Origin of the sequence: Stenotrophomonas sp. PS02301 (assembly GCF_029959485.1) — a bacterium.
Taxonomy (GTDB): domain Bacteria; phylum Pseudomonadota; class Gammaproteobacteria; order Xanthomonadales; family Xanthomonadaceae; genus Stenotrophomonas; species Stenotrophomonas maltophilia_Z.
This window is the reverse complement of the sequence record NZ_JASCOO010000053.1, coordinates 1-12,120: the sequence shown is the minus strand read 5'-3', so window position 1 is coordinate 12,120 and position 12,120 is coordinate 1. Positions and strand designations below refer to the sequence as shown.

The following is a 12,120-nucleotide window of genomic DNA, read 5'->3' as shown; positions in this document are numbered from 1 at the left end:
CCGGATCAGGGAGCTGCACGCGCGCCGGTCGGCAGGCTGGCCGGGGCCAGCTGCGCGGACAAGGCGTCGTTCTTGTAGAAGGTGTAGGACAGGGTGATCGTGGTGATGTTGGCCGGCAGGTCGGGATCGACGATGAAGCGCACCGGCATGTCGCGTTTCTCACCGGCCTGCAGGGTCTGCGCGGTGAAGCAGAAACACTCGGTCTTGCTGAAGTAGCCCGATGCCTTGGCCGGTGCCACCGACGGCACGGCACTGCCAACCAGCGCGCGATCGCTGTCATTGCGCGCGTAATACAGCGCCTCGTTGAGCTCGCCGGGCACCACGTCCATCGTCAGCTGTTCGGGATGGAACGCCCACGGCAACTTGGAATTCACGCCGCCATCGAATTCCACCCGCACGGTGCGCTTGCCGGTGGCGGCTGCAGTGCCTGCCGCCGCGCCGGGGCCACGCTCCAGGCGCACGCCGAACACCTTCTCGCAGGCGATGCGGTACAGCGGCACCAGCGAGAAGGTCAGCACGAACACCGCCAGCGCCACCCCGATCAGGCGGGGCAGGCCCGCATGACGCGCGGGTGCCGGGCGCGGATCGCTCATCGCCCGATCACCCCGCTGAGGATGAAGCCGCCATAGACCATCAGCGCGACGATCCCGACCGCCCACGCGGTGCGATGCGCGCGGCGACGTTGCAGGGCCTGCTCATCCGGCGTGCGGGTGGTACTGGTCATGAACGGCCTCAATGGGTGATGTCGTCATGGGCCAGATCACCCGGACGGATGGTCGGCGGCGTGGTGAAGGTATGCGCCGGTGCGGGCGAGGGAATCGTCCACTCCAGGCCCCGTGCGCCTTCCCAGCAGCGGTCGGCGGCCTTCGCGCCGTGGCGCAGCGAGTGCCACAGGATCGCGGCCATCATGAAGGGCGTGACGAACATGCCGAACGCGCCGATCGAGCTGATCAGGTTCCAATCGGCGAAGGCCACGCTGTAATCGGGAATACGCCGCGGCATGCCGGCCAGGCCGAGGAAGTGCTGCGGGAAGAACAGCAGGTTCACGAACACGATCGACCACCAGAAATGCACCTTGGCCCAGGTTTCGCTGTACATGCGCCCGGTCCACTTCGGCCACCAGTAGTACACCGCGGCGATCAACCCGAACACCGCACCGGTGACCAGTACGTAGTGGAAATGTGCGACCACGAAGTAAGTGTCGTGGTATTGGAAATCGGCCACCACGATCGCCAGCATCAGGCCGGAGAAGCCGCCGATGGTGAACAGGATCACGAAGGCCACCGCCCACAGCATCGGCGCTTCGAAGGTGAGCGAGCCGCGCCACATGGTGCTGACCCAGTTGAACACCTTCACCCCGGTCGGGATGGAGATGAGCATCGTGGCGAACATGAAGTAGATCTCGCCGCCCAACGGCATGCCCACGGTGAACATGTGGTGGGCCCATACGATGAAGGACAGGAACGCGATCGCGGCGATCGCGTAGACCATGGCCTGGTAGCCGAACAGCGGCTTGCGGCTGAAGGTGGGGATGATCTCGCTGACCACGCCGAACGCCGGCAGGATCATGATGTAGACCTCCGGGTGCCCGAAGAACCAGAAGATGTGCTGGTACATCACCGGGTCACCGCCACCGGCGGCGTTGAAGAAGCTGGTGCCGAAGAACTTGTCGGTGAGCAGCATCGTCACCGCGCCGGCCAGCACCGGCATCACCGCGATCAGCAGGAAGGCGGTGATCAGCCAGGCCCAGCAGAAGATCGGCATCTTCAGCAGATCGATGCCGGGCGCGCGCATGTTGAGCACGGTGGCGATGATGTTGATCGCACCCATGATCGAGCTGATGCCGGCCACGTGGATGGCGAACACGCTGAAGGCCACGTTGTAGCCACCCTGCAGCGACAGCGGCGGGTACAGCGTCCAGCCACCGGCCGGTGCGCCGCCGGGCAGGAACAGGGTCAGCAGCAGCAGGCTGAAGGCCACCGGCAGCAGCCAGAACGACCAGTTGTTCATGCGCGGCAACGCCATGTCCGGCGCGCCGATCTGCAGCGGGATCATCCAGTTAGCCAGGCCGACGAAGGCCGGCATCACGCCACCGAAGATCATCACCAGCGCATGCACGGTGGTCATCTGGTTGAAGAACTCGGGCTTGACGAACTGCAGCCCCGGTTGCGCCAGCTCGGCGCGGATGATCACGCTCATCGCCGCACCGATGATGAACATGATGAAGCTGAAAAGCAGGTAGAGCGTGCCGATGTCCTTGTGGTTGGTCGAGAAGAACCAACGCTCGAAGAACCCCTGCTGATGCCCGTGATGCCCGTCGTGGTCAACTGCGGAATGCGCCATCGCAACTACACCTCACTGTATCCGGTGGTACCCGCATCCGCCGGCTGGCGGACGCGGCTCGATTTCAGGCGTTGCTGTCTGTTGCTGCCGCGGCAGGCTCGCTGGCCGGTGCCGGTGCCGGGGTGGCCTCGGCCGGGGCAGCCGGCGCGGGCGCCGGAGCGGCCTCCGGTGCAGGAGCTGGCGCGGGCTTCTTGGAAGCCAGCCATTTCTGGTAATCCTCCTTGGAGACCGCCTCGACCACGATCGGCATGAAGCCGTGATCCTTGCCGCACAGCTCGGCGCACTGGCCGCGGTACACGCCGACCTGTTCGATGTTGGTCCAGGCCTCGTTGATGAAGCCGGGAATCGCATCCTGCTTCCAGCCCAGCGCCGGCACCCACCATGCGTGGATGACGTCGTCGGAGGTGATCACGAAGCGCACCTTGGTATCGACCGGCAGCACCAGACGGTTGTCGACATCCAGCAGGTAATGCGGATGGCTGTCGCGGGTCGGGACCACGCCACTCTGGCGCACGCGGTCGGACTCACGGTCCAGGCGGCTGGTGAAGCTGACGTTCTCGCCGAGGTAGTCGTACTTCCACATCCACTGATACCCGGTGACCTTGACGGTCATTTCCGAATCGCGGGTGTCGTAGAACTTGATCAGATTGGCCGTGGCCGGCCAGGCCATCACCACCAGGATGATCACCGGGATCACCGTCCAGATGACCTCGGCCTTGGTGTTGTGGCTGAAGGTGGCGGCCACCGCGCCCTTGGATTTGCGGAATTTGAAGATCGCGTAGAACAGCGCGCCGAACACCAGCACGCCGATCACCGTACAGACCCACAGCGAGAACAGGTTGGACTCCCACGCCAACCGCGAGCTCTGGGTCACCCCCTTGCCCATGTTCAATTGCCACGGTTTGGGGTCGGCCGCCTGGGCCCACGCCATGGCCGGCGCCAGCAGCGCGACCCCGCTCAACACTGACTTCCCGAACGTCCTGCCCCACTTTCTGCATTGCTTCATTGCCTAGACCCTTAGCGTCGTCGGTTGCGGCCGTCATTGGCCGCGAGCAAGCCTTCTAGTTTCTGAGCCAGTACCTGGCGTTCGGCCGGTGCGAGGAAACTCCCCACGTCCACCTGCCGACCGCTGGATGCCAGCCGGACTCTGCGTTCGTCGGCGATCAGCCTCACCCAGTGCGGGTGGGCGCTGAACACCGGCGAATGCCCGGGTGCGGGAATCACTTCCACACACGCCGGCACCACCCGGATCTCTTCCTGCCGTTCTCCACTGCGCCACACCGTGCGCAGCGCCACTGCCAGCAACACGCTGTACAGCAGAGCAAACACGGGGGCGAATACATTGCCGGTGAACCAGCCCAGGCCGGCCGCCAGCCACATCACCCCCGCCAACACCACAAACAACAGGACGAACTGCCGGGCATCGAGCGCCCGTGGGGGGCGCAGCCGCAGTTGCGTCCCTGATCCGTCCGGAGCGATGAGCACCTCGATCATGTCGCAACCGCGTTTTTTCCTGCCGCGGGAAACGTCTCGATGGTAGCCCCGCTCTCCAGCGAGTAGCAAGGGTCCATTCACAGTTTCAGGAATGTTGCAATACAGCATTGCCTGCGGCGGCGGTTTTGACGAAAACAGCATAATAAATGGCAGCCGGGTCGAATCCGCCGAATCCCCCTGTATGAAAGGCTATGCGCCGCATGGGCGCGACCATGAAAACCCCTTGACTCGCCAAAAAAACGATTAAAATGGTCAAGTTCTCCACGAGCCGACCGGCATGACTGCATCCTCTGTCCTTCCCCCTGCCCCGGCATCGTCCGGCGCCGCCCGCCCGCCGCTGCTGTCCCCCGAGCTGCCGGCCGTTCCCGACGCGTTCCGCCAGGCGATCACCGATGCCTGGTTGAAGGACGAGGCCACCCATGTGCGCGAGCTGCTCGAGCAGGCACGCCTGCCGGCCGCCGAGCAGGCCAAGGTGCAGGCCACCGCTGCCGACCTGGTCAAGCGCGTGCGCGTGCGCGCCCAGGACCAGGGCGCGATCGAAGCCTTCATGCGCCAGTACGATCTGGGCAGCGAGGAAGGCGTGCTGCTGATGTGCGTGGCCGAAGCCCTGCTGCGCATTCCCGACCAGGAGACCGCTGACAAACTGATCCGCGACAAGCTCGGCGAGGCCGACTGGAAAAAGCACATGGGCGGCAGCGACTCGGTGCTGGTCAACGCTTCCACCTGGGGCCTGATGCTGACCGGCCGCCTGGTCCAGATCAACGATGCCACCCGCGCCGATGTGCCGGGCGCGTTCAAGCGCCTGATCGGCCGCGTGGGTGAGCCGGTGATCCGCCTGGCCGTGCGCCAGGCGATGAAGATCATGGGCCACCAGTTCGTCATGGGCCGCACCATCGACGAAGCGCTGTCGCGCTCGCACAAGGGCGACAACGCCAGCTACCGCTATTCGTTCGACATGCTCGGCGAAGGCGCGCTGACCATGAAGGATGCCAAGCGTTACCTGGAAGACTACCGTCGCGCGATCCACTCGATCGGCGGTGACCACAAGGCCCGCGGCGGCCGTCCCGATGGCGACGTCAATTCGGCACCGGGCATCTCGATCAAGCTCTCCGCGCTGTACCCGCGCTACGAGCATGCCAAGCGCGCACGCGTCATGGCCGACCTGGTGCCGGGCGTGCTGGAACTGGCGCAGCTGGCCAAGTCGTACGGCATCGGCTGCACCGTCGACGCCGAAGAAACCGACCGCCTGGAACTGTCGCTGGACATCATCGAGACCGTGGTCAGCGATGCCTCGCTGGCCGGTTGGGAAGGCTTCGGTGTGGTCGTGCAGTCCTACCAGAAGCGCACCCCTTACACGATCGACTACCTGGCCGACCTGGCCCGTCGCATCGGTCGCCGCCTGCAGGTGCGCCTGGTCAAGGGCGCGTACTGGGATGCGGAGATCAAGCGCGCGCAGATCGACGGTCTGCCGGCCTACCCGGTGTTCACCCGCAAGCAGAACACCGACGTCTCCTACCTGGCCTGCGCCAAGCGTCTGTTCACGCACAGCGATGCGATCTACCCGATGTTCGCTACGCACAACGCGCACACCATCGCGGCCGTGCAGGCGATCGCCAAGGGCGGCCAGTACGAGCACCAGAAGCTGCACGGCATGGGCGATGACCTGTATGCCGAAGTGGTGCCGGCCGACCGTCTGAACGTGCCGTGCCGCGTGTATGCGCCGGTCGGTTCGCATGAAGACCTGCTGCCGTACCTGGTGCGTCGCCTGCTTGAAAACGGCGCCAATTCCAGCTTCGTCAACCGCATCACCGACGAGAACGTGGCCATCGACGACCTGATCCGCGATCCGGTCGAGGTGGTCTCCTCGTTCGCGTCCATTCCGCATCCGAAAATCCCGCTGCCGGTCGATCTGCTGCGCAGCCAGAACCATGACAGGAAGAACTCCATGGGCGTCAATCTCGCCAACGACAACGATCTGCGTGCCCTGGCCGAGCAGCTCAACGCCGCCGTGCCCGCGCCGGGTAAGAGCGGGTGGCACGCCGCGCCGCTGGTGCCGGGTGCCAACCCGACCGGCGCACTGTTGAACGTGACCAACCCGGCCGACACGCGCCAGGTGGTGGGCCAGTGGCAGCCGGCCGACAGCGCCACCGTCGAGAAGGCGCTGGCCAATGCCGTGGCCGCGCAGCCGGCCTGGAACCGCACCCCGGCCGCCAGCCGCGCGGCGATCCTGGAACACGCCGCCGACCAGCTGGAAGCGCGCATGCCCGAGTTCATGGCGCTGTGCGTCAAGGAAGCCGGCAAGAGCCTGCCCGACGGCATCGCCGAAGTGCGCGAAGCGGTCGACTTCCTGCGCTACTACGCCAAGCAGGCGCGCGAGCAGTTCGGCCACGCCGAAAAGCTGCCGAGCCCGACCGGTGAATCCAACGAACTGCAGCTGCACGGCCGCGGCGTGTTCGTCTGCATCAGCCCGTGGAACTTCCCGCTGGCGATCTTCCTGGGCCAGGTCAGCGCCGCGCTCGCCGCCGGCAACAGCGTGATCGCCAAGCCGGCCGAGCAGACCAACCTGATCGGCTATTACGCAGTGAAATTGCTGCTCGATGCCGGCGTGCCGGAAGGCGTGCTGCAGTTCCTGCCGGGCGACGGCGCGACCGTCGGTGCCGCATTGACCGCCGACCCGCGCGTGGCCGGCGTGGCCTTCACAGGCTCGACCGACACCGCCCGTGCGATCAACCGCGCGATGGCCGCACGCGACGCTGCGATCGGTGTACTGATCGCCGAGACCGGCGGCCAGAACGCCTTCATCGCCGACTCCTCGGCGCTCCCGGAGCAGCTGGTCAAGGATGCGATCGGGTCGGCCTTCACCTCCGCTGGCCAGCGCTGCTCGGCCGCACGCGTGCTGTTCGTGCAGGACGACATCGCCGACAAGGTGATGACCATGCTGTCCGGCGCGATGGCCGAACTGAAGGTCGGTGACCCGGGCCTGCTGTCGACCGATGTCGGCCCGGTGATCGACGCCGACGCGCTGCAGATCCTCAAGGATCACGCCGTGCGCATGGAGAAGGACGCCCGCCTGATCGCCGCTGCCACGCTCAGCGACGACGCCGCGCACGGCACCTTCTTCGCACCGCGTGCCTACGAGCTGAAGAACCTGGACCAGCTGCACAAGGAGATCTTCGGGCCGGTGCTGCACGTGATCCGCTGGAAGGGCGACCAGCTCGATGCGGTGATCGACCAGATCAACGCGACCGGCTACGGCCTGACCCTGGGCGTGCATTCGCGCATCGATGAAACCGTCGACCGCATTTCCTCGCGCATCAACGTGGGCAACGTGTACGTCAACCGCAACCAGATCGGTGCGGTGGTCGGCGTGCAGCCGTTCGGCGGCCAGGGCCTGTCCGGCACCGGCCCCAAGGCCGGCGGCCCGCACTACCTGCTGCGCTTTGCCACCGAGAAGACCGTCACCGTGAACACCACGGCGGCCGGCGGCAATGCCTCGCTGCTGACTCTGGGCGACTGATTCCGGGCGTCCTGCGGTAAACAAAAAACCCCGCGAACGCGGGGTTTTTTGTAGGTCACGGGCTTTCGATGGACTCGATCTGGTCCTGCATCAGCAGCTCGCTACCCATGTAACGCTCGAACTTGATGCGGCCGAAGCCGGCGGCATACCACGCCTCGATGCGGCTGTCTTCGAAGGTCGCGGTGACGTGGCAGGTGTCCTTGAACGTGCGCGGCTGGTTGTCAACGTCCGCTTCAATGTCTTCGAAACCGACGAAGGTGTAGTCGGAGAAACCGTCGTAGTCGACCGGTTCAACGGTTTCGTCGACATGGTTCGTGCGCTCGCCCGCGCCAGTGAGCTCGAAACGATCGCCCGGCTTGGCGCTCTGCGGGAACGTCGGCGCCGGCTTGAAGGTATCGGTCCGCGTGGGGCCGTCGCTGGACATGCTGTAACGCTCCTGGCCCAGCAGCTGGCGGCCGCTGATGTCATGGAACGTGGCCATCCCGATGCCACCACCGGCACTGTGCATCTTGATGGCGTTCTGGCCAGCGAAGGTCACTTTTTCGATGGTGAGCGTTTCATCGGCATTCGACCAGGACAGACCCGGGGTCAAAGTGAAACAGGCGGCGAACTCCGGCGCGGCAATGGCAGGCAGCGAGAGACCGGCCAGACCCATGGCGAGCGTGGAGCGCAGCAACAGAGACGACATATACAGATCCTTGTCAGTAATCACGGGACGGCAGGGCGCAGTCCGGGCGGGGATTGTACGTCGTGCTGGATGTCATTCCAGTGTTCATCGTTTCGGCCGCGCGGCGCGCGTGATCATGCCGATGCGAGCTGCGATTGCAGATGCGCGTAACCGGCCGCCTGTACGAAGTCGTTCAAGTGCCACAGCCGGCCGTTGGCCGCCCAGTGGCCATCGGCGATATCGGTCATCACGATCGAACTCAGCAGCACGCGGGGATCCTCCGGCCGCAAGCAACCGGCAATGGCCTCGTGCAGCTGCCGGGCGTAGTCGGCGCGCTGACGTGCGTCCAGCACGCCGTGAGGTATCCGCACCTCGACCTGGCAGGGAATGCAGTGCGCACCGATGTCCTGACCACCACACAGCCAGTGGCCGGCCGCGATCTCCTGCAGCATCACCCAGCACAGGCGCTGCTGGGCTGGCTCGGCACCCAAGCCGCTGGCGCGGACGGCGGCGCCATGCACCGCCTGTAGCAGGCGTTGCCGGGTAGCGGCGTCGAACGCGTTGGCGGGAAGGATGAGGGTGATGTTGGGCATGGGGATCGACCGGTTGCGCAAAGGGACTCCATTGGAGCCGAACGCCGCCCCGGGCAACATCGGCCGATCCGACATCTTTCGTGCACAATCAGCCAATGCACGATTTCACTGTCATCGTCCTGCCGGGCGCGTTCGCCTCCAGCGTCGCGCTCACCTTGGACATCCTCACCACGGCGGCTACCCTCGCCCCGCGCCTGGGTCTGCCGGTGCCGCGCTGGCAGGTCTGCAGCCCGGCACGCGGCGCTGTCCGACTGGGCACGCACCTGCAGCTGCGTGCCGCGCCGATGCCACGCGTCGCCGATGCGCAGGCGTGCTGGATCGTGCCAGGGCTGGGCGTGGAGGATCCTGACGCGATCGCACAGCGGCTGGGCGAGCCCGACATCCCGGGTGTGGTGCGGGCGCTGCGCGCGCATGTGGCGGCGGGCGGGCGTGTCGCGGCCTCCTGTGCCTCCGTCTTCCTGCTGCACGATGCCGGGCTGCTGACCGGGCGCAGCGTGACCACCACCTGGTGGCTGGCCGGCGCGCTGCAGCGGCAAGCCCCGGAGTGCCGGGTCGATCCAGACCGGATGGTGATCGACGACGCGCCGCTGATCACGGCCGGTGCTGCGCTCGGGCACACCGACCTGATGCTGTATTTGCTCCGGCAACGCTTTGGCCCGGCGCTTCCCGATGCGGTGGCACGGGCGCTGCTGCTGGATCGCCGGCAACTGCAATCGCCGTTCATGGTCCCGGCGATGATGGCGCAGGGCAACGCGCTGATCGCCTCACTCACCGCCCACATCGAAGCCACGCTGCCGGCCACGGTCAGCGTCGGTGCGCTCGCCAAGTACGCCGGCATGTCCACGCGCACGCTGTCGCGGCAGGTGGGCAAGGCAACCGGGCAAGGGCCGCTGCACCTGATCCGCAGTGTGCAGTTGAACCAGGCGCGCACCCTGCTGGAGAACAGCCGCTACTCGGTGGAGACCGTGGCCGAGCGCGTGGGGTACCGCGATCCCACCGCCCTGCGCCGGCTGATGCGCAAGCGCCTCAACGCCACGCCGCGGCAGTTGCGCTGACCGCTTTCGCCTTGTCTGCAGGCAACAAAAAACCCCGCTTTCGCGGGGTTTTCTGCTGCTGCGTTCAACCGATCAGTGCTGCGTTGATCAGAACTTGTAGTTGAACGAAGCGGCCAGCACGTCGCCACGGACCTTGTACTTGCCGTTGAGCGAGTTGCCCTGGTTGCCCTGGGTCGGCTTGACCAGGATGTTCGGCTCGCTGGTGAACAGGTGGGTGTAACCGAAGTTGTATTCGGTGTTCGCCGACGGGGTCCAGCCCACGCCCAGCGACAGCCACTTGCGGCTGGTATCCGGCACGCGGACGTCGCGGTGCGCGTCGGTGGTCGGGGTCTGGTCAAGCGCCACACCGCCACGCAGGGTCACGGTGTCGCTCAGCTTGTAATCGGTACCCAGCGAGACGAAGGTCGTGTCGCGGTAACCAAAGTTCAGGTCCGAGTTCGGCTGGTTGGAAGCGAAGTCGATGGTGACCGTGTCGAACGCGGTCGACCACGCGGTGCGGGTCACATCACCCATGACGGTCCAGCGGTCATTGATGTTGTGGGTGACGCTCAGGGTGGCCGAGGCCGGCAGGGTCAGCGTGGCCTTGCCGCTGGTGTTGACGAACACGCCCGGCTGGGTCGCTGCCAGGATCGTCGCCGTACGGCCACCATCGCTGGGCAGATCAAAGTTGGCATCGCCGCCGGTGATCTTGTGCTCGACCTTGGAGCGGTAGCTGATGCCGATGTGGGTGTTCTCGTCCGGGCTGAACAAGCCGCCGACGGTCCAGCCCACAGCGTTGTTGTCACCCTTCACGGTCGACTTGCCATCGGCGCTGCCCGGCGCGTAGCCCGGCACGCGACCGGCGAAGAGGGCGCCGAAGTCGACAGCCTGGCTCAGCTCGATGGTCAGGTGCTCGACGAACACGGACGCGCCGAAGGACACGTACGGGTTGACGTCGTAGGACGCGGCAAAGCCCAGGTCGATGGCCTTCATATCGGTCTTCAGACCACTGTAACGGCCGACCCAGCCATTGTCGTAATCGGTCTTGAAGCCGAACGGGGCGGTCAGCGAGACGCCGAAGTGGGCCTGCTCGCCGATCGGCATGTGGAAGTACGCGGCCGGAACCGGGGCGATCATGCCGGCGTCGCCGCCGTTACCGCCCGTCTGCGGCTGACCTGCGCCATTGCGGCCGGTGCCCTTGTACTTGGCCGAGAAGCTGATGGCGCTCAGGTCGCCCTGGACCTGCATGCCTTCGAGCTGGCGCATGCCGGCCGGGTTGACGGCCATGATCGAGGCGTCACCGGCGGCGCTGCCGGAACCGGCGAAGGCACGGCCGAGGCCCTTGGCGCTGTTTTCCTTCAACTGGAAGGCGGCAGCGTTGACGTGGCCCACGGCCAGGACACCGGCGATGCCGACGGCCAGGGCGGTGACGCGGGCAAGAGTGGAAGCGGTATGCATTGTTGGTTCTCTCCGGAAAGCGGTGATGTTGGCAACGCGCGCCTGCGCCGCCCCTCCCCTTGATGGGTCAGGACAACGCGCCGGATTCCCCTCCCGACATACGACGCCGTATGCGAGTATACCGAGAGCGGTTAATGAAACAATAACGTAAGTCGCCCTTGTGGCTATTCATGCTGAACGCGACATATCCCCGTCAGCTCAGCCTCCGCGCTAGGCTAGTGCCCGCATGTTCGTGTCGACCCCCTCCCGCAAGAAAGCCGCCTACCGCTGGGCCACCCCCCTGCTGTTCGCCGCGCTGTGGGTGGCCTTCCTGTGGTCGATCTCGCGGCCGGACGATGCCCGCCGCAGCCTGTGGATGGACTGGGGCGCCCTCTCGACCGGCCTGACCCACCCGCTGGACTGGTGGGCGACGCTGCAGGATGGCAGCGTGCTGCGGCTGTTCACTGCGCTGTTCCTGCACGCGGACTGGTCGCACCTGCTGGGCAACCTGGTGTTCCTGCTGATCTTCGGGCTGCCGGCCGAACGCGTGCTGGGGCCGTGGCGGCTGATGCTGCTGTTCCTGGTCGGTGGGGCGATCTCGAATCTGACCGCCATCTACACGATGGGCAGCCCGGACCAGATCATCATCGGTGCCAGCGGCGCGGTGTCGGCCTTGATCGGCGCCTACCTGGCCCTGTTCCCGGGCGCGCGGCTGGGCGTGGTGATCCCGCTGGGCCTGTTCCTGGAATTCGTCCGCGCCCCGGCCTATCTGCTGATCGGGGTCTGGGCAGCGCTGCAGGTGGTATTCGCCTACATCGGCCCGACCTTCGGCATGGTGGCCTGGTGGGCGCATATCGCCGGCTTCGTGTTCGGCCTGGGCTACGGCGTGTATGTGCGTGCGGCCATCGCGAGACGGCTGCGCAAGCGGCATGGGTTCTAAGCGAACACCCATCGCGCTGTGGTAGTGGCCGGCGCGGGGCGGCGCCCCCGGCCGGGGGGTTTTTTGTGGGCCCGCCCGCCGGCGGCCCAGACCGG

General features: G+C 66.1%; 12 protein-coding genes. 3 read left to right on the top strand and 9 right to left on the bottom strand.

From position 1 onward, the window contains the following. Positions 1–5: 5 nt before the first annotated feature. From QMX81_RS13350 to QMX81_RS13325, 6 genes are all read right to left on the bottom strand, one after another. Positions 6–593: a cytochrome c oxidase assembly protein gene (locus QMX81_RS13350; RefSeq protein WP_121042251.1), complete on the bottom strand. Its 588-nt coding sequence runs from the start codon at positions 591–593 to the stop codon at positions 6–8. Further along, complete coding sequence (locus QMX81_RS13345) at positions 590–724, bottom strand: hypothetical protein (protein WP_259462181.1); 135 nt, start codon at positions 722–724, stop codon at positions 590–592. Before QMX81_RS13345 ends, QMX81_RS13350 begins: the two co-directional genes overlap by 4 nt. Positions 725–732: 8 nt before the next feature. After that, positions 733–2,343 carry a cytochrome c oxidase subunit I gene (gene ctaD, locus QMX81_RS13340; RefSeq protein WP_019185997.1) on the bottom strand — a complete coding sequence of 537 codons (1,611 nt, stop codon included), beginning with the start codon at positions 2,341–2,343 and terminating at the stop codon, positions 733–735. 64 nt (positions 2,344–2,407) lie between these two features. Then, complete coding sequence (gene coxB, locus QMX81_RS13335; protein ID WP_282262163.1) at positions 2,408–3,349, bottom strand: cytochrome c oxidase subunit II; 942 nt, start codon at positions 3,347–3,349, stop codon at positions 2,408–2,410. 11 nt (positions 3,350–3,360) lie between these two features. Then, on the bottom strand, positions 3,361–3,837 hold the full coding sequence (locus QMX81_RS13330; protein ID WP_121042248.1) for a DUF2244 domain-containing protein: 477 nt from the start codon (positions 3,835–3,837) through the stop codon (positions 3,361–3,363). Positions 3,838–3,922: 85 nt separating this feature from the next. After that, on the bottom strand, positions 3,923–4,102 hold the full coding sequence (locus tag QMX81_RS13325; protein ID WP_147433906.1) for a hypothetical protein: 180 nt from the start codon (positions 4,100–4,102) through the stop codon (positions 3,923–3,925). Between the two features lie 12 nt (positions 4,103–4,114). Here QMX81_RS13325 and putA point away from each other — a divergent pair, with 12 nt between their 5' ends. After that, positions 4,115–7,354: a bifunctional proline dehydrogenase/L-glutamate gamma-semialdehyde dehydrogenase PutA gene (putA, locus tag QMX81_RS13320; RefSeq protein WP_121042246.1), complete on the top strand. Its 3,240-nt coding sequence runs from the start codon at positions 4,115–4,117 to the stop codon at positions 7,352–7,354. Positions 7,355–7,409: 55 nt separating this feature from the next. On the opposite strand, the gene QMX81_RS13315 is transcribed toward putA, so the two are convergent. Then, entirely contained in the window at positions 7,410–8,042 is a 633-nt protein-coding gene (locus QMX81_RS13315) for a hypothetical protein (protein ID WP_121042244.1), read from the bottom strand. A gap of 113 nt (positions 8,043–8,155) precedes the next feature. Then, complete coding sequence (locus QMX81_RS13310; RefSeq protein WP_121042242.1) at positions 8,156–8,614, bottom strand: tautomerase; 459 nt, start codon at positions 8,612–8,614, stop codon at positions 8,156–8,158. Positions 8,615–8,709: 95 nt separating this feature from the next. Between QMX81_RS13310 and QMX81_RS13305 the strand changes: the two genes are divergently transcribed. After that, positions 8,710–9,669, top strand: coding sequence for a helix-turn-helix domain-containing protein (locus tag QMX81_RS13305; RefSeq protein WP_121042240.1), 960 nt, complete (start codon positions 8,710–8,712; stop codon positions 9,667–9,669). An 87-nt stretch (positions 9,670–9,756) separates the two neighbouring features. Here the strand turns inward: QMX81_RS13305 and QMX81_RS13300 are convergent, their stop codons facing one another. Further along, positions 9,757–11,106: an outer membrane protein transport protein gene (locus QMX81_RS13300; protein WP_121042238.1), complete on the bottom strand. Its 1,350-nt coding sequence runs from the start codon at positions 11,104–11,106 to the stop codon at positions 9,757–9,759. 226 nt (positions 11,107–11,332) lie between these two features. Between QMX81_RS13300 and QMX81_RS13295 the strand changes: the two genes are divergently transcribed. Continuing rightward, positions 11,333–12,025, top strand: a complete 693-nt coding sequence (locus QMX81_RS13295) for a rhomboid family intramembrane serine protease (protein WP_019186003.1) — start codon at positions 11,333–11,335, stop codon at positions 12,023–12,025. Positions 12,026–12,120: the final 95 nt, after the last annotated feature.

Excerpts from the sequence above, each read along its gene's own strand:
- QMX81_RS13350 (WP_121042251.1), bottom strand. The coding sequence starts at position 593 with ATGAGCGATCCGCGCCCGGCACCCGCGCGTCATGCGGGCCTGCCCCGC.
- QMX81_RS13345 (WP_259462181.1), bottom strand. The coding sequence starts at position 724 with ATGACCAGTACCACCCGCACGCCGGATGAGCAGGCCCTGCAACGTCGC.
- ctaD (WP_019185997.1), bottom strand. The coding sequence starts at position 2,343 with ATGGCGCATTCCGCAGTTGACCACGACGGGCATCACGGGCATCAGCAG.
- coxB (WP_282262163.1), bottom strand. The coding sequence starts at position 3,349 with ATGAAGCAATGCAGAAAGTGGGGCAGGACGTTCGGGAAGTCAGTGTTG.
- QMX81_RS13330 (WP_121042248.1), bottom strand. The coding sequence starts at position 3,837 with ATGATCGAGGTGCTCATCGCTCCGGACGGATCAGGGACGCAACTGCGG.
- putA (WP_121042246.1), top strand. The coding sequence starts at position 4,115 with ATGACTGCATCCTCTGTCCTTCCCCCTGCCCCGGCATCGTCCGGCGCC.
- QMX81_RS13315 (WP_121042244.1), bottom strand. The coding sequence starts at position 8,042 with ATGTCGTCTCTGTTGCTGCGCTCCACGCTCGCCATGGGTCTGGCCGGT.
- QMX81_RS13310 (WP_121042242.1), bottom strand. The coding sequence starts at position 8,614 with ATGCCCAACATCACCCTCATCCTTCCCGCCAACGCGTTCGACGCCGCT.
- QMX81_RS13305 (WP_121042240.1), top strand. The coding sequence starts at position 8,710 with ATGCACGATTTCACTGTCATCGTCCTGCCGGGCGCGTTCGCCTCCAGC.
- QMX81_RS13300 (WP_121042238.1), bottom strand. The coding sequence starts at position 11,106 with ATGCATACCGCTTCCACTCTTGCCCGCGTCACCGCCCTGGCCGTCGGC.
- QMX81_RS13295 (WP_019186003.1), top strand. The coding sequence starts at position 11,333 with ATGTTCGTGTCGACCCCCTCCCGCAAGAAAGCCGCCTACCGCTGGGCC.